Annotated in this window: 14 protein-coding genes and 1 pseudogene; 4 read left to right on the forward strand and 11 right to left on the reverse strand. The window is 70.0% G+C overall.

The genetic code is table 11. From position 1 onward, the window contains the following. Window positions 1-130: 130 nt before the first annotated feature. Window positions 131-631: pseudogene (locus ABWV20_RS19340) on the reverse strand (putative immunity protein); the annotation flags it as partial. A gap of 10 nt (window positions 632-641) precedes the next feature. Between ABWV20_RS19340 and ABWV20_RS00750 the strand changes: the two are divergent. Beyond that, complete coding sequence (locus ABWV20_RS00750; protein ID WP_353352833.1) at window positions 642-863, forward strand: hypothetical protein; 222 nt, start codon at window positions 642-644, stop codon at window positions 861-863. A 34-nt stretch (window positions 864-897) separates the two neighbouring features. Beyond that, a complete protein-coding gene (locus tag ABWV20_RS00755; protein ID WP_353352834.1) occupies window positions 898-3,033 on the forward strand; it encodes a M3 family metallopeptidase in 2,136 nt (711 codons plus the stop codon). Between the two features lie 77 nt (window positions 3,034-3,110). Here ABWV20_RS00755 and ABWV20_RS00760 read toward each other — a convergent pair whose 3' ends face one another. From ABWV20_RS00760 to glpX, 8 genes are all read right to left on the reverse strand, one after another. Further along, on the reverse strand, window positions 3,111-3,626 hold the full coding sequence (locus ABWV20_RS00760; protein ID WP_353352835.1) for a beta-class carbonic anhydrase: 516 nt from the start codon (window positions 3,624-3,626) through the stop codon (window positions 3,111-3,113). Window positions 3,627-3,629: 3 nt separating this feature from the next. Beyond that, window positions 3,630-5,354, reverse strand: coding sequence for a fumarate hydratase (locus tag ABWV20_RS00765; protein ID WP_353353186.1), 1,725 nt, complete (start codon window positions 5,352-5,354; stop codon window positions 3,630-3,632). Between the two features lie 203 nt (window positions 5,355-5,557). After that, window positions 5,558-6,421, reverse strand: coding sequence for a carbohydrate ABC transporter permease (locus ABWV20_RS00770; RefSeq protein ID WP_353352836.1), 864 nt, complete (start codon window positions 6,419-6,421; stop codon window positions 5,558-5,560). Beyond that, window positions 6,418-7,584 (reverse strand): carbohydrate ABC transporter permease, encoded by a 1,167-nt coding sequence (locus ABWV20_RS00775; protein ID WP_353352837.1) that lies wholly within the window; start codon window positions 7,582-7,584, stop codon window positions 6,418-6,420. The genes ABWV20_RS00770 and ABWV20_RS00775 overlap by 4 nt, the downstream gene beginning before the upstream one ends. Beyond that, the gene (locus ABWV20_RS00780) at window positions 7,581-8,930 is read right to left on the reverse strand and encodes an ABC transporter substrate-binding protein (protein WP_353352838.1); all 1,350 of its coding nucleotides are present in this window, start codon (window positions 8,928-8,930) and stop codon (window positions 7,581-7,583) included. Before ABWV20_RS00780 ends, ABWV20_RS00775 begins: the two co-directional genes overlap by 4 nt. A 281-nt stretch (window positions 8,931-9,211) precedes the next feature. Continuing rightward, window positions 9,212-10,942 (reverse strand): substrate-binding domain-containing protein, encoded by a 1,731-nt coding sequence (locus ABWV20_RS00785; protein ID WP_353352839.1) that lies wholly within the window; start codon window positions 10,940-10,942, stop codon window positions 9,212-9,214. Between the two features lie 120 nt (window positions 10,943-11,062). Continuing rightward, the gene (locus ABWV20_RS00790; protein ID WP_353352840.1) at window positions 11,063-12,016 is read right to left on the reverse strand and encodes a PfkB family carbohydrate kinase; all 954 of its coding nucleotides are present in this window, start codon (window positions 12,014-12,016) and stop codon (window positions 11,063-11,065) included. 11 nt (window positions 12,017-12,027) lie between these two features. Then, entirely contained in the window at window positions 12,028-13,020 is a 993-nt protein-coding gene (gene glpX, locus ABWV20_RS00795) for a class II fructose-bisphosphatase (RefSeq protein WP_353352841.1), read from the reverse strand. 126 nt (window positions 13,021-13,146) lie between these two features. Here glpX and ABWV20_RS00800 point away from each other — a divergent pair, with 126 nt between their 5' ends. Continuing rightward, window positions 13,147-13,731, forward strand: coding sequence for a DUF4245 domain-containing protein (locus ABWV20_RS00800; RefSeq protein WP_353352842.1), 585 nt, complete (start codon window positions 13,147-13,149; stop codon window positions 13,729-13,731). A gap of 117 nt (window positions 13,732-13,848) precedes the next feature. Here the strand turns inward: ABWV20_RS00800 and ABWV20_RS00805 are convergent, their stop codons facing one another. Both ABWV20_RS00805 and xseA read right to left on the reverse strand, forming a co-directional pair. Next, entirely contained in the window at window positions 13,849-14,103 is a 255-nt protein-coding gene (locus ABWV20_RS00805) for an exodeoxyribonuclease VII small subunit (protein ID WP_353352843.1), read from the reverse strand. A gap of 10 nt (window positions 14,104-14,113) precedes the next feature. After that, window positions 14,114-15,412 (reverse strand): exodeoxyribonuclease VII large subunit, encoded by a 1,299-nt coding sequence (gene xseA / locus ABWV20_RS00810; RefSeq protein ID WP_353353188.1) that lies wholly within the window; start codon window positions 15,410-15,412, stop codon window positions 14,114-14,116. A 125-nt stretch (window positions 15,413-15,537) separates the two neighbouring features. Here xseA and ABWV20_RS00815 point away from each other — a divergent pair, with 125 nt between their 5' ends. Beyond that, window positions 15,538-16,557, forward strand: a complete 1,020-nt coding sequence (locus ABWV20_RS00815) for a 4-hydroxy-3-methylbut-2-enyl diphosphate reductase (protein ID WP_353352844.1) — start codon at window positions 15,538-15,540, stop codon at window positions 16,555-16,557. Window positions 16,558-16,596: the final 39 nt, after the last annotated feature.

Raw genomic sequence — 16,596 nt, forward strand, 5'->3', positions numbered from 1 at the left:
TGTCGAGCCGCCCTGTGAGGACCGCGACCCGGCTGCGCCCCTTCGGTGCCCGCGGGTAGCGAGCCAGCACGTCGACGACGACGGGGTCGGCGCGCTTGGCGGCAGCGGTGATCACGTACTCGGCGACGACCGGGTCATCGCCGCGGGCGAGCTCGGCGGCGCGGGCGGCGTGGGCGGCTGCGCCGAGGATGTGCCGGACCTGCGTCGCCTTCGCCAGCGGGTGCAGGTAGGCCGCCGCGGCCGCAGCTGCTGCCGCGGTGGCGGCGTGCGCGGCACCTTCGGTCGGGGCTTCCCTCGCGGCGCGAAGGGCATTCGTCGCCGCAGTCCGCTGCAGCCGCGAGCGGGGCGCCCCACCGGCGAAGACGCGGGCGGCCTCGAGGGCCGCCGCAGGGCGAGGGTCATCGGGACTGGCCCTGCGGAACACGACGAGCGACTGCTCGGCGCACGCCGCCGCGTAGCCGGCAACAGCTCGCAGCTCGTCCATCGTCAACTCGAAGTCACCCGAGCGTGTCTGCATCTCCCCGAGTTTCGCACAGCCGGCCGCCGTGTGGGCCTCGTGCACGGGCCAGCCGGGGGCCCGCCGCGCGCCGCATGGTGGTCCGAGGTGCCGGCGGGGGCCTGCAGAGCGCATACTTGCGGTAATGGCAACTTCATCTGCACGCCCGCGTCCTCGTCACGCCAGCAGTCCCTTCCAGCCGCCCCCCGAGCAGATGATCGAGCAGTACGTGCTCGGGGACCGGGTCTCGCACGACTCTCACGGGCTCGGTCGAGTGGTGGGGGTCGACGCGGGCGGGGTCACGGTCGACTTCGGCAGCCGGACGGTCCGGATCACCACGCCGTTCGGCAAGATGACCAAGCTCTAGGTCGCTCAGCCGCTCGGGTCCGTAGGGTCGGTACATGACCGACCCCACCGCAGCCTCCGCGGCACCCTCCAGCCCAGCCTCCACGCCAGCCTCCACCCCCAGCGCCACCCCGGGCGCTGTCGCCACCGGCGGGTCGCTCGAGGACAACCCGTTCGCCGCCCGGAGCCCGCTGCCCTTCTCCCTGCCACCCTTCGGCGAGATCGCTACGGAGCACTACGGTCCGGCGTTCGACGCCGGGATCGCGCAGCACCGGGCGGAGGTCGAGGCGATCGCGGCCAGCGCCGACCCCCCGACCTTCGAGAACACGGTGGTCGCCCTCGAACGCTCCGGAGCGCTGCTGACCCGGGTGAGCAGCTGCTTCTTCGGCACCTCGAGCGCGCTCGCGACGCCGGAGGTCCAGGCACTCCAGGAGGAGTACGCCCCGACGCTCGCGGCCCACGCGGACGCGATCCGGCTCGACTCGCGCCTCTACGCGCGCATCCGCGCGGTGCATGATGACGCCGACCAGCTGGCCACCCTCGACCGTGAGTCGCGCCATCTCGTCGAGCGCTACCTCACGGAGTTCACCGTCGCCGGTGCAGGCCTCGCCGAGGACGCCAAGGAGCGCCTGCGCGAGCTCAACGCGACGCTGGCGGGCCTGACGACCCGCTTCGAGAAGCAGCTGCAGGCCGACGCCAACGACCTGGCCCTCGTCGTCGATGACGTCGCGCAGCTCGACGGCCTCACCCCCGGCGAGATCTCCGCGGCAGAGCAGGCGGCCCGCGAGCACGGCCATGACGGGTCCTACCTGATCAGCCTTGTTCTGCCCACCAACCACCCCCATCTGGCCTCCCTGACCGACCGTGACGTGCGTCGACGGCTGCACGACGCCCAGCGCGCCCGTGGCAGCCGCGGCAACGAGAACGACACGAGAGAGCTCGTCCTGCAGATCGTGCGGCTCCGCGCGGAACGGGCCAGGCTGCTCGGCTACCCGACCCATGCCGCGGCGGCGCTCGCGGACTCCACCGCCGGGTCTCCTGAGCGGGTCCGGGAGCGCCTCGCCCCGATGGCCCACGCTGCTGCCGCGAACGCGCGTCGGGAGCAGGCGGCGCTGGAGGAGGTGGCTGGCCACCCGATCGAGGCCCACGACTGGGCCTTCTACTCCAACCGGGTCCGCGCGAGGACCTACCACGTCGACACCGCCGCCATGCGGCCGTACTTCGAGGCCGAGCGGGTGCTCCACGACGGGATCTTCTTCGCGGCGGAGCGGCTCTATGGGCTGACCTTCCACGAGCGGCCGGACCTGCCCGGCTACCACCCGGACGTCCGGGTCTTCGAGGTTCGAGAGGACGGCACCCCGATCGGCCTCTACCTGCTCGACCTCTACACCCGGGACACGAAGAAGGGCGGTGCGTGGATGACGAGCCTCGTGCGCCAGTCGACCCTGCTGGACGAGCCGCACGCGGTGGTCACCAACAACCTCAACGTGCCGAAGCCGGCGGCGGGGGAGCCGACCCTGCTCACCCACGACGAGGTGACGACCTTCTTCCACGAGTTCGGGCATGCCCTCCATGGCCTGCTGGCTCGCGTCACCTACCCGCACTTCTCGGGGACTCGCGTCTTCCGCGACTTCGTCGAGTACCCGAGCCAGGTCAACGAGATGTGGATGCTCTGGCCCGAGGTGCTCGCCAACTACGCGGTTCACCACGAGACGGGGGAACCCATGCCACAGGACCTCGTCGACCGGCTGATCGCGTCGCGGTCGTGGGGGGAGGGGTTCGCCACGAGTGAGTACCTCGCCGCGGCGCTGCTCGACCAGGCCTGGCACGCGCTGGGTGTCGAGGAGGCTGCCGCGGTGGCTGACGTCGGCGCGTTCGAGCGCCGGGCCCTCGAGGACGTCGGCCTGGACAACCCCGTGGTGCCTCCGCGCTACTCCTCGCCCTACTTCGCGCACACCTTCGCCTACGCCTACGACGCCGCGTACTACGCGTACATCTGGAGCGAGGTCCTCGACGCCGACACCGTGGCGTGGTTCACCGAGAACGGCGGGCTGACGCGCGCCAACGGCGATCGCTACCGCCGTTACGTCATCGGCCTGGGCGGCGCTGGTGACCCGTTGGCGTCCTACCGTGAGTTCCGCGGGCAGGACGCCGACCCGCGTCACCTCCTCGAGCGGCGCGGGCTCGTCTGAGCCGGCGGCGGATTCGGGGGTATGCCGTGGGCCGGCTCCCGGTCCACCGCTGACGCGGGCGGGGGCGGGGGTCGGCCTCAGGCCACCGGCTCGAGGAGCCCCGTGTCGACGTCGTAGATGAAGCCGGCGACGAGCGTCTCGTCCGGGATGAGGGGATGAGCGCGGACCTTGGCGAGGTCCTCGCGCAGCTTCTGGACCTGGTCGTCGATGACGCCGAAGCTCTGCCACGACGCGTCGACGCCGGACAGCTCGGTGATCCGCTGGCGCAGCTCGTTCTCGGAGAACTTCGTCATGGCGCACCGGGTGTGTGGGACGACGAGGATCCGCTTGACGTTGAGCAGGTGCGTGCCCAGGACGAGCGCCTCGAGGGCGGCCTCGGTGACGCGCCCACCGGGGTTGCGGAAGATCTTCGCGTCGCCCGGCTCGAGCCCGACGATCCCCAGGGGGTCGATGCGGGAGTCCATGCACGTGACGATGGCGACGCCGGCCTGGGCGATGCCGTCGAAGCCGCCTAGTCGGAAGTCGGAGGCGAAGCGCCGGTTGGCTTCCAGGAGGTCGTCGAAACCTGTTGCCACAGAGACGTTGTCAGTCATTCATCACTCCAGTCCGGGACGCTTGCCGATGGTGAACGCGACGGGCTTGGCGACCTCGGCGAAGAAGTCGTTGCCCTTGTCGTCGACGACGATGAACGCGGGGAAGTCCTCGACCTCGATCTTCCAGACCGCCTCCATGCCGAGCTCGGGGTACTCGAGGACCTCGACGTGCTTGATGCAGTCCTGGGCCAGGCGCGCGGCCGGACCGCCGATGGATCCCAGGTAGAAGCCCCCGTGGGCGGCGCACGCATCGGTGACCTGCGTGCTCCGGTTGCCCTTGGCGAGCATCACTAGGGAGCCCCCGGCCGCCTGGAACTGGTCGACGTAGGAGTCCATCCGCCCGGCGGTCGTCGGCCCGAAGGAGCCGGATGCCATGCCCTCCGGGGTCTTGGCCGGCCCGGCGTAGTAGACGGGGTGGTCCTTGAGGTACTGCGGCATCTCCTCGCCGCGGTCGAGCCGCTCCTTGATCTTGGCATGGGCGATGTCACGCGCCACCACCAACGGCCCGCTCAGCGAGAGGCGGGTCTTGACCGGGTGCCTGGACAGCTCGGCGAGGATGTCGGCCATCGGCTGGTTGAGGTCGATCTTGACCACGACGTTCCTGCTCGTCGAGGAGACCCCGACGGCATCGTCGGCGTGCTCGCCGAGGTCGCCGAGGCCCGCGTGGCTCTCGTCGGGCAGGAAGCGGGCCGGGTCGGTCTCGAGCTGCTCGATGAAGACGCCCTGGGGGGTGATCTTGCCGAGGACCTGCCGGTCGGCCGAGCAGGAGACGGCGATGGCGACGGGGAGTGAGGCGCCGTGGCGGGGCAGTCGGACGACGCGGACGTCGTGGCAGAAGTACTTGCCGCCGAACTGCGCGCCGATGCCGAACTGCCGGGTCAGCTCGAGCACCTTCTCCTCGAGCTCGGTGTCCCGGAAGCCGTGGGCGGTGGCCGGGTCGCCGTGCTTGGGCAGGCTGTCGAGGTACTTCGCCGACGCGTACTTCGCCGTCTTGAGGGCGAACTCCGCGCTCGTCCCGCCGATCACGATGGCCAGGTGGTAGGGCGGGCACGCGGCGGTGCCGAGCGATCGCAGCTTCTCGTCGAGGAAGCGGAGCATGGCCTCCTCGTTGAGGATCGCCTTCGTCTCCTGGTAGAGGTAGCTCTTGTTGGCCGAGCCGCCGCCCTTGGCCATGAAGAGGAACTTGTAGCTCGTCTCGTGGCCGGGCGCGGTGTCGGCGTAGAGCTCGACCTGCGCCGGGAGGTTGGAGCCGGTGTTGCGCTCCTCCCACGTGGTCACCGGAGCCATCTGGGAGTACCGCAGGTTGAGGCGGGTGTACGCGTCGTAGACGCCCCGGCTGATCGCGCGCTCGTCGGTCCCCTCGGTGAGGACCTGCTGGCCGCGCTTGCCCATGACGATGGCGGTGCCCGTGTCCTGGCACATCGGCAGCACCCCACCGGCCGCGATGTTGGCGTTCTTGAGCAGGTCGAGCGCGACGAACTTGTCGTTGTTGCTCGCCTCCGGGTCGTCGAGGATGTTGGCGAGCTGCTGCAGGTGCCCCGGCCGCAGGTAGTGCGCGATGTCGTGCATCGCCGTCTCGGTCAGCAGCCGCAGCGCCTCGCCGTCCACCTCGAGGAAGGTGCGGCCTCCCGGTCCGTCGACGGCGCGCACCCCCTCCGTCGTGAGGAGCCGGTACGGCGTCTCGTCGCTGCCGATGGGCAGCAGATCCTCGTAGGCGAACTCGGCCACGGAGGCGTCCTTTCTCGGGTCGTGCGGGAGGGCTGGGAGGCCACGGCCGTATGCCGCTGAGCTCAGCAGCATACGAAAGTCCCCTCCCAGCCTAATTGGGCTGGGAGGGGACCGACGTGGCTGGGTCAGCCTGTGGGCGTAGCCAGGGTTCAGCCGTTGATTGCGTCAGCGATCGTTCAGCCGTTGATTGCGTCAGCGATCGTTCAGCCCTTGACGGCGCCCGAGGTCATGCCGCGGACCATGTAGCGCTGGAGGGCGACGAACACGATCATCGGGATGATGATCGAGATGAACGCGCCGGCGGTGAGCAGCTCCTGCCCCTGACCCTGCGTGCCGAGGAGCTGTTGGAGCTTGACGATGACCGTCGTGTTGGCGCTGTTGAGGAACAGCTTGGCGACGAGCAGGTCGTTCCACACCCAGAGGAACTGGAGCGTCGCGAACGCCGCGATCGCCGGGATCGACATCGGGGCGACGAGCTTCCAGAAGGTCTGGAAGTGGGTGGCCCCGTCGATCTTCGCCGACTCGACGACGCTCGTCGGGAGGGTGCTCATGTAGTTGCGGAGCACGTAGATGCACAGCGGCATCCCGAACCCGGTGTGGAGCAGCCAGACCCCGATGTAGCTGCCCGAGATGCCCAGGCCCCGCGGGCCGAGGATGTCGAGCATCGGCTGGAACGCCACCTGGATCGGCACGACCATCACCGCGATGATGATCAGGAAGAAGAACTCCTTGAACGGGAAGTCCATGAACGTGAACGCGTAGGCCGCGAAGGCCGCGAACATGATCGGGATGATCGTCGCGGGGATGGCCACGACGATGCTGTTGATGAACCCGCTCGAGAAGTCCTGGCCGGTCCAGACCCCGCTGTAGTTGCTCGTCGTCCAGTCGGTCCCGAACGGGTTGAACAGTGCGGACCACCACCCCGACGTGGCCGCGTCGTCGCGGCTGCGGAACGAGGTGACGAGCAGACCGAGGGTCGGGATCGACCAGAGCAGCGCGAGCAGCGCCATGACCACGATCGAGAACGGGCTGAGCGGCCGTCCATCCTTCATCAACCGGCGGCTCATCGGTTTGCCTCCTCGTTGCGGAAGTGCCTGATCTGGTACCAGATGAGCGGGATCACCGCGATGAGTAGGACGACGACGATCGCCGTGGCCTGCCCTGCCTCGCTCGCCGCGAACAGCTTGTTGAAGAAGAGGTTCGCGATGACGTTGGTCCCGTAGGAGCCGTTGGTCGTGACGTAGACGATGTCGAAGATCTTGAGCACGGTGATGAACACGGTGACGAAGACCGTGATGATCGTGCCCTTGATCTGGGGGATGACGACGCGCCAGAAGATCTGGAACTCGCTCGCCCCGTCGATCCGGGCCGCCTCGAGGGTGTCCTCGGGGACGCCCTTGATCGCCGACGACAGCAGCACCATGGCGAAACCGGCCTGGAGCCAGATGAGGATCACCATGAGCAGGATGGAGTTCAGCTTGGCCGTCTCGATCTGCAGCCAGACCTGGGGCGTGCCGCCCAGACTGCTCCAGATGGAGTTGAGCAGGCCGATCTGCTCCTGACCGGGGTTGTTGTAGGCGTAGACCAGCAGCCAGATCGCCGAGGCCCCGACGGCCGAGATCGCCATGGGCAGGAAGATGAGGCTCTTCGCGAGCTTCTCGCCTCCCGCGGAGAGCTTGTCGGACAGCACGGCGACGACGACACCGAAGGCGACGACCACCGCGGGAACGATGAGCAGCCACAGGAGGTTGTTGACGATCGACTGCCGGAACTCCGGGTCGCCGAAGATGGTCCGGTAGTTCTGGAGGCCGACATAGGCGGTGCTGTCGGAGTTGGCGAACGAGTAGTTGATCGTCTGGAACGTCGGATAGATGAGCATCAGGGCCACGAAGAACAGGCCCGGCAGGAGGAAGACGTACGGGATGACGCCTTGGGACAGCCGGCCCGGCAACCCCTCGACGAACATGTTGAGGAAGTAGAAGAGCACCGCCGCACCACCCACGCCACCGACGATGGCGAGCAGCCCGATGACGATCTTGTGTCCGAACCACTCCGGGTAGTAGCTGAACCCGAGGAACAGGTTGGCGAGGAACCAGACGACGACGACCATCCCGACGATGCCGATGAGGATCTTGACGGGTTGGGCGCGACCGACGTTCTCCGGTCCCTCCACCGAGCGATCTGGTGGCTGCGCTTCCTCGTTGATGACCTTCGGGATCGCGGTGCTCATGACTTCGGCCAGCTAGCTTCGATGTTGTCGGCGGTCTCCTTCGAGGACTGGCCGTTCTCCCACTTGACCATCTCGGTCCAGAAGCTGCCCGAGCCGACCGCCTTGGGCATGACGTCGGACCCGTCGAAGCGGAACACGTCGGCTTCGGCCGCGAACTTCGCCACCGCCCGGGTGATGTCGTCGGGGTAGTTGGAGTCGTCGAAGGACTTGTGCGGCGACAGCCAGCCGCCCGCCTTCGCCCACTCGGCGCCGAACTTGTCGGAGGTCAGGAACTGCATGACCTTCTTGGTGTCCTCGTCGTTGCCGTTGAAGACAGCCGCCAGGTCCGCGCCGCCGAGCATCGGCTGGCCCTCGAAGCCGCCCTCGTAGGGCGGGTAGACGAAGATGCCGACCTGGTTGTTGAGGTCCTCGAGGACCGGCTTGGGGTAGAACGACAGGACGAAGTTGCCCTGGCGCTCCATCATGCACTGGGGCGGGTTCTTGAACGACGGCAGCGCCGCCTTGCCGAACGCGGTGCTGAGGACGCCCTTGGGGCCACCGAGCACCATCGTCTCGTCCTTGGCGATCTTGGCGAACTCGTCGAACGACTTGACGATCCGGTCGTCGTTGAACGGGATGCGGTGCGAGGTCCAGTCGTCGTAGACGTCGGGGCCCCACATGCGCAGGACGAGCTCCTCGATCCAGTCCGTGCCGACCCAGCCGGTGGCCTGCGCCGACTCCCAGCCCATGCACCAGGGGGCGATGCCGTCGGCCTTGATCTGGTCGGCGACCTTCTGCAGCTCCTGGATCGACTTCGGCTTGGGGTCGTAACCGCCCGCCTCGTAGGCCTTCTTGGGGTACCAGACGAAGCTCTTCGCGGCGAGACGCATCGGGGCGCCGTAGACGCGGCCCTTGTAGCGGGCCGAGTCGAGCAGGCCGGGGATCAGCGTCGAGTCGAGGCTGTCGTAGTCGAGGAAGGTGTCGATCGGCTGCACCTTGCCCTGGCCGGCGAACTCGAGCAGGCCGCCGGGCTGTGGGAAGAGGCCGATGTCGGGGGAGTCCCCGGAGTTGACCTTCTGCTTGATGGTGGTGGTGAAGTCCTGGTCGGCGGTGTACTGGATGTCGATCCCGCTCTCCTGCTCCCACGCCGTCAGGGAGGCTTCGAACGCCTTCTGCTCCGCGCCGCCGAAGGCGCCGAGGATGGTCACCTTCTTGTCCGCGTCCGGGCTGCCGCCGTCGACGAAGCCGCCGAGGCCAGCGCCGCCTGCGCCGCCCGTGGGGTTGGGATTCTGGAGGCATCCGGTCAGCAAGGTCATGGCGATCGCCAGCCCCCCTGCCAGCACGACTCGTTTACGGATACCGCTCATTCGCCACTCCTCGCCGTGAGTTGTGCCCTGGACAGCTGCGTCCGTGAGGTGAGTCACCTCACCCTTCTCATTCCTACCCTGTGCCGCGAGCCGAAACCAGTAGGTGAGTACGAAACGTTGCCAACGGGTTGCCACCGGTGGCAGCCGAAACCAAAGGGCCCCCGGCGAACCGGGAGCCCCTCAGTGTCCTCACGCCGTGGCTCAGGCGCACTCTCTGGCGCCTGAGCCGAATTGGCGCTCCGGGCCTCGCTCGTGCCTCGCTCGTGTCCTCACGCCGTGGCTCAGGCGCAGACGCCGTCCCTGCACTCGTGGTCGAACAGCGCCTTGGCCAGCACTGTCGTCATGTCGGCGGGGTTCTCGGCGCCGTAGTAGTCGGAGAACGAGCTGCGCGAGATCTTGCGAAGCGAGTCGGCGTCGACGCCGGGGCCGATGCCGATCGTCGTGATGGCGATCGGCCGCTTCGGGTCGGTCGCCTCCTTGATCCTGGCGAGCAGCTGCTCGAGCGAGAGGCCGCCACCCGGGTCCTCGTTCTTGCCGTCGGTGAGGATGACGACGGCGTTGACCCGGGTCGGGTCGTAGCTGGCCTTGACCTTGGAGTAGGCCGCCCAGATCGTGTCGTAGAGCCCGGTCCAGCCCTCGACCTCCTTGCTCAGCGATGTCGCCGCGACCGCCATCTTGGCGCGGTGGGCATCCTCGCTCAGGAGCCCGATCGGGACCAGCTCCTTGTAGTCGCGGCCGCCGCCCTTGTCGCTGGAGAACACCCACAGGCCGAGCTTGGTCGAGCGGGGCAGGGCGTTGAGCGCGATGCCGGCGGCCTCCTGGGTGATCTTGACGCGGGTCGTGTTGCCGACCTCCTCGTTCATCGAGCCGGACACGTCGAACACGGACAGGAGCTGGAAGCTCGTCGTCGCGGCCTGCCAGACGTCGATGGCCGCAGTCACCTGGGCGGCGTTGGGGGTCGAGCCCGGCTTGATGTCGCCGATGCTGCCCGGCGGCGTCGGCAGGGTCACGGGCACCGCGGTGGAGCGCAGGCCGAAGGACGCGAGGGTCTTGGCCGCGTCCTCAGACCGCAGGAAGGCGCGGAGCGCCTCGATGCCCTGGGCCTTGGCCGGGTTGGTCGAGACGTTGATGAGGCTGTACTCGAAGGCGGGCGTCCCCTCGGCCGGGATGACCGACACCATCTTCTTGTCCGGGTTGACGCGGTTGTGCTCCGCCAGCGCCGCCTCGGACGTCGGGAAGGCACTCGCCTTGGCCGGCTCGGTCGTGTAGGTGGCGAAGAGCTGGTCGTCGGAGGCCGCCATCTGCTGGGCGAGCTTCGGGATGATGACGCGGCCCTGCTCCTTGCTCAGCAGCGGCAGGGTGGTCGAGAGGGTGAGCATGCCCGCCGTGGTGCTTCGGGGGTCACTGAGGCGGATCGGCGAGTCGGAGGCGACGAGCTCGAGCCACGCGGGCTGGCCCTCGAGCTGGGAGGCCGCGGTCGGGTCCATGGCGATGACGAGGGGGCTCTCGGCGAACGGGGTGGCCACCTTGGCGTTGAGCTGGGCGGCCTGGTTGACCTTCTGGACCCACAGGGGCGAGTCCGGGATCCAGCCGTCCGGACGGTTGGGCTGGCCCTTGCCGAGGCCGATCATCGCCTCGATCGGCTTGCGGGAGATCACCTGGTAGTCGACGCAGGGAGAGCTGGGGTCGGCCTGGAACGCCTTGACCAGCGCGACCGCGGCCGGCTGCATCGAGGGCGCCGACCACAGCGTCACCGGGGTCTGGGTCGAGCACTTCTTCGCGGTGGCGGCGGCGACCGGTGCGGTCACGGGCTCCGTGCCGCGGCCCATCCACCACGCCACCCCGCCAACTCCACCGCCGACGACGGCGAGGATCGCGAGGATCGCGCCCAGCCGTCGTCGTCGCCGGGCCGCGGCGATGCGCGCCTCAAGTGCCTTCCGGGCCGCCCGGGTCTCGGTCAGGCTCTGCTCGTAGGGACCGGCGGGACGCTGTGGAGGTGGTGGGTTGGTCACGGATGATCCTCACATGAAGACGCCCCGGGGGATGGGCGTCGAGACATGAACCACCGAGCAACCTACCCGGGGATTCGCGCCGATTGTCGCTTGGGACAGCCGGTCTTGTCGAATGACGAGTCATCCACCGGCGAGGTCGGCCCGGGTCGGCGCGTGCGCTCCGGCTCGGGCGACAGTCAGGCGGCTGGTGGCCACAGCGCGCTCGAGTGCGGGCACGACCTCGGCGAGGCGGGCGGCGTGGAGCCGGTCGCGTGCCTCGGGCCCGCCGGCCAGCCCGGCGTCGAGCAGTCCGGAGACGAGGCCGGCCATGAACGAGTCGCCCGCTCCCACCGTGTCGACGACCGTGACGGGCGGCACCGCCGTGGTGTGGGTCTCGCCGGTGCGGGCCAGGGTGGCGGTCGCGCCCCGGCCACCGCGCGTGACGACGATGAGCGCCGGCCCGAGCCCCGACCATTCCGTGACGACGTCGGCCAGGAGGTCACCGGGGCGCAGCCACTCGATGTCCTCGTCGGACACCTTGACGACGTCGGCGAGGGCGACGCACTCCTCGATCAGCAGTCGGGCCTGCTCGGGGTCGCCCATCAGCGAGGGGCGGGCGTTGGGGTCGTAGGAGATCGTCGCGGTGGGGCGGGCCGTCCGCAGCGTGTGACGGACGGCACTGCCTCCGGGCTCGAGGACGGCCGCGATGCTGCCGGTGTGGAGGTGGTCGAAGTCGGGCAGACCCGGGACGGGGGCGAGCTGCCACTCGAGGTCGAAGCGGTAGGTCGCGGCCCCGCTCTCGTCGAGGGTCGCGTGGGCCACCGAGGTGAAGGGTGCCCCCTGGGAGCCGGGCGTCAGGTCCACGCCCCGCTCGCGGCAGTGCTCGGCGATCCGGTTGCCCTCCTCGTCCGTGGCGATCCACGTGGCGAGCGCGACCGGGTGGTCGAGGGCCGCGAGGCCGAAGGCGACGTTGGCCGGGCTCCCGCCGACGTGCTCCTCGCTCACGCCGACAGCGCTCGTGACGGCGTCGATGAGCGCCTCGCCGATGACGAGGGTGCGCGAGCCGTGGGCGGCGGAGGAGGGACGGTCGGTCATGGGCGCAGCCGTCAGGCCTCGACCATGTCGGCAGCGCCGAACCAGCCCGGCCGGCTGAAGTTGTGCTCGCTCTCGATGGTGCGGATCGTGCCGCTGCGCGAGCGCATGACGAGCGAGTGGGTGCGGGCGGAGTTGCTGCCGTAGCGGACGCCGCGGAGCAGCTCGCCGTCGGTGATGCCGGTCGCGACGAAGAAGCAGTCGCTCGTGACGAGGTCGTCGGTGGACAGGACGCGGTCGAGGTCGTGGCCGGCGTCGAGGGCCCGCTGGCGCTCGTCGTCGTCCTTGGGCCAGAGCTTGCCCTGGATGACGCCGCCGACGCACTTGATGGCGCAGGCCGCGATGATGCCCTCGGGGGTGCCGCCGATGCCGAGGAGCAGGTCGACGCCGGTGCCGGGCCGGGCGGCCATCACGGCGCCGGCCACGTCGCCGTCGGTGATGTAGCGGATGCGGGCGCCGGCCGCGCGGACCTCGGCGGCGAGGGCGTCGTGGCGCGGACGGTCGAGCATGACGACGGTGACGTCGGCCGTCGTCTCGTTCTTGGCCTTGGCGACGCGCCGGATGTTCTCGGCGACGGGGAGGCGGATGTCGACGACGTCGGCCGCGTCGGGCCCGGTGGCGAGCTTGTCCATGTAGAAGACGGCTGAGGGGTCGTACATCGCCCCACGGTTGGCGACGGCCATGACCGAGACGGCGTTGGGCATGCCCTTGGCGGTCAGCGTCGTCCCGTCGATGGGGTCGACGGCCACGTCGTACTCGCGGCCGGTGCCGTCGCCGACGTGCTCGCCGTTGAAGAGCATCGGGGCGTTGTCCTTCTCGCCCTCGCCGATGACGACGATGCCGTTCATGCTCACCGTGGAGATCATCGCGCGCATCGCCTCGACGGCGGCCCCGTCCGCCTTGTTCTTCTCCCCGCGGCCGACCCACCGTCCACCGGCCATCGCTGCTGCCTCGGTGACTCGGACGAGCTCGAGGGCTAGGTTGCGATCGGGCGGACTGTGCTTCATTGGATCCTCCGGCTCTGCGTCATCGCGGACGCCGCCAGCCTATCGGGGCGTGGGAGTGGCGGCGGACGCGGCATCGGGCGTGGGATCCGGTTTGGCGGGGTCCCCGCGCTCGGGGACGATGGAGCCATGACCGCCCCGGAGACCGTCCCGACGACCGCCGCGCCGCCGCCCAGTCGCTACTCGCTGGGCTCGCTGCCCAATATGCTGCGGTCCCTGCTCTTCATCGGTCTCCTCGTCGCCGCGCTCGTCGCGATCGTGCCCCGGATCAGCGAGGTGCAGCGCCCGGCCGTCGACGCCCTGGGCAAGGCGCGCGCGACGATCGCCCAGACGGGCGGCACGCTCGAGCTGCCTGAGGGCCTCGGTGCGGGCTGGCTCCCGACGGTGGCCACCTTCGCTCCGGGCACCGAGAACGTCCCGACGTTCACCACGGTCTGGGAGACCCCGGAAGGTGGCGACATCGCCCTCAAGGAGGCCAGCGAGGCCACCGAGGGCTGGGTCAGCCGGTCGGTCAACGACGGCACCCGCGACGGCTCCGTCACCGTTGCGGGGCGGACGTTCGAGCGGTACGTCGCGCGGGGCGGCTCGCAGATCAGCTACGTCGAGCGCGGCGCCGGGGCGGACGAGACCACCCTCGTCGCGAGTGGCGCCGCGGCCGAGGAGGAGCTCAGGGCGTTCGTCGCGGCCCTGCGCCCGGTCACCCCGGCCCCCTGACCCGCCCGCAACACACCCGCTTGTCGAGTGGTGGTGCCGCCTGCAGGCGGTGGGTCCAGACGGTAAGCGGGTGTGTTGCGTTGGAAAGGGGGGTATGCCGCTGAGCTCGCTTTGCGACTACTCCGCGGGCTCGTCGGGGCGGGCTGTGTCGCGCGCCCCCGTGGCCCGCTCGATCTCGGCCTGCGCGCCGTCGAGCCACTTCTGGCAGTGCGCGGCCAGGGCCTCGCCGCGGCGCCACAGACTCATCGAGTCCTCGAGGGGCGCCTGGCCGGCCTCGAGCTTGGCGACGATGCCGATGAGCTCCTCACGCGCGTCCTCGTAGCGCAGCTGCGCGATGTCGGGGAACGTCGCCTGTGGGTCCACGTCAGCCATGGGGGACACCCTATGCCGGGGGCTTCGTCGCCCGCTTGCGCGTGGAGCGCGGCGTCGAGAGCGGCGTGGGCGCAGGGTCGGCCACACCGTCGCTCACCGGCCGCACCCCGAAGTCCCCACGGGCGACCCGCACGCGGAGCAGCTCGCCGATGCCGATGTCGGCCTGGTCCATGACGATCCGGCCGTCCCGGTGCTGCACCACGGCGTAGCCCCGGTCGAGGGTCGACTGCGGCGAGAGCGCGGTGACCTGGCGCCGCAGGTGCTCGACCTGGTCGGCCGCCCGCTGCAGCCGCGCGTCCATGCGCGCCGCCGCGCGCTGCCGCAGCCCGTCGATCTCGGTCCGGCGCATCCGGACCTGGGCGACCGGGTCGGCGAGGACCGGCCGGCTGAGCAGCGAGCGCAGCCCGCGCTGCTCGGCCTCGACCCGCCGTCGGACGGCCGCCCGCAGACGGTCGCGGCCACCACCGACGAGGGCGAGCTCGCGGGCGGCGTCGGGCACGACCTTCTTGCCGGCGTCGGTCGGGGTGGAGGCGCGCCAGTCGGCGACGAGGTCGAGCAGCGGCTGGTCGACGTCGTGGCCGATCGCGCTGATGACCGGGGTGCGGGCCGCGGCGACCGCCCGGATCATCGCCTCGTTGGAGAACGGCAGCAGCTCCTCGAGCGCGCCGCCCCCGCGGGCGATGACGATGACGTCGACGTCGGGGTGTGCGTCCAGCTCGACGAGCGCGGCGCAGACCTCGGTCACAGCGGTGTTGCCCTGGACGGCCACCTCGCGGATCTCGAACTGGACCGCGGGCCACCGTCGCCGGGCGTTCTCGACGACGTCCTTCTCGGCGGCGGAGCTGCGCCCGGTGATGAGGCCGACCCTGTGGGGGAGGAACGGGATGGGCCGCTTGCGCTCGGCGTCGAAGACCCCCTCCGCGGCGAGGGTGCGCTTGAGCACCTCGACGCGGGCCAGCAGGTCGCCGATGCCGACGGGCCGGATCTGCCGGGCCTCGAGCTGGAGGGTGCCGCGCTTGGTCCAGAAGGTGGGCTTGGCCTGGAGGACGACCCGGGCGCCCTGGGTCAGCGGGATGGGCATCGCGTTGACGGCGTTCATCGACACCGACACCGAGAGCGACATGTCGACGTCGGGGTCGCGCAGCGTGAGGAAGGCGGTGCCGCCACGCGGGTTGAACTGGACGACCTGCCCCTCGACCCAGAGCTGGGACATCCGGTCGACGTAGTCGGCGATCTTGATGCTGAGGACGCGCACCGGCCAGGGCCGCTCGGCAGTGGTCTCGGCCGCCTTCTCCGGCAGCGCTCCCATGGTGCTCACGGTCGTCACCCTACGGCGACCCGGCGACCACGGAACCGCGCCTCGGGCCGGGAGCGGGCCCAGCGGCATACGGGCGCGATTCGGGGGGTCACCCCCTGCCGACCTACCATGGGCGCATGACTCAGCCCGAGAAGAAGGTCCTCCTGGCCGCTCCGCGCGGCTACTGCGCCGGCGTCGACCGCGCAGTGGTCACCGTGGAGAAGGCGCTCGAGCTCTACGGGCCGCCGGTCTACGTCCGCAAGCAGATCGTCCACAACAAGCACGTCGTCAGCACGCTCGAGCGGCGCGGCGCGATCTTCGTCGACGAGACGGAGGAGGTGCCCGAGGGCGCCACGGTGATCTTCTCCGCGCACGGTGTCGCCCCGGTCGTCCACGAGGAGGCCCGCACCCGCAGCCTCAAGACGATCGACGCGACGTGCCCGCTGGTCACCAAGGTCCACCGCGAGGCGGTGCGCTTCGCGGACGACGACTACGACATCCTCCTCATCGGCCACGAGGGCCACGAGGAGGTCATCGGCACCTCCGGTGAGGCGCCCGAGCACATCACCATCGTCGACGGGCCCGACGACGTCGACAACGTCACCGTCAGGGACCCCGAGAAGGTGGTCTGGCTCTCGCAGACGACGCTCTCCGTCGACGAGACGATGGAGACCGTCAAGCGGCTCAAGGAGAAGTTCCCCGCCCTGCAGAACCCCCCGAGCGACGACATCTGCTACGCCACGCAGAACCGCCAGCAGGCCGTCAAGAAGATGGCGACGGACACCGACCTGATGATCGTCGTCGGCTCGCGCAACTCCTCGAACTCCGTGCGCCTCGTCGAGGTCGCCCTCGAGCACGGCGCGCGGGCCGGGCACCTCGTCGACTACGCCGAGGAGATCGACGAGGCTTGGCTCGACGGTGTCACCACGGTCGGCGTCACGTCAGGGGCGAGCGTCCCCGAGGTGCTCGTCCGAGACGTGCTGGACTGGCTCGCCGAGCGCGGTTACGGCACCGTGCAGCCGGTCGTCGCGGCCGAGGAGTCGCTGCTCTTCGCGTTGCCGCACGAGCTGACCCGCGACATCAAGCGGCTCTCCGGAGCCGAGGCGGGCAAGGTGCGCCACGACGCGGCCTTCGAGGACGCCGGCTCGCTGCACTGACGCGACGCCGCACCGGCACAAGGCCGTATGCCGCTGGGC

This window comes from Intrasporangium sp. DVR (genome assembly GCF_040365325.1).
In the GTDB taxonomy this organism is placed as follows: Bacteria; Actinomycetota; Actinomycetes; order Actinomycetales; family Dermatophilaceae; genus Intrasporangium.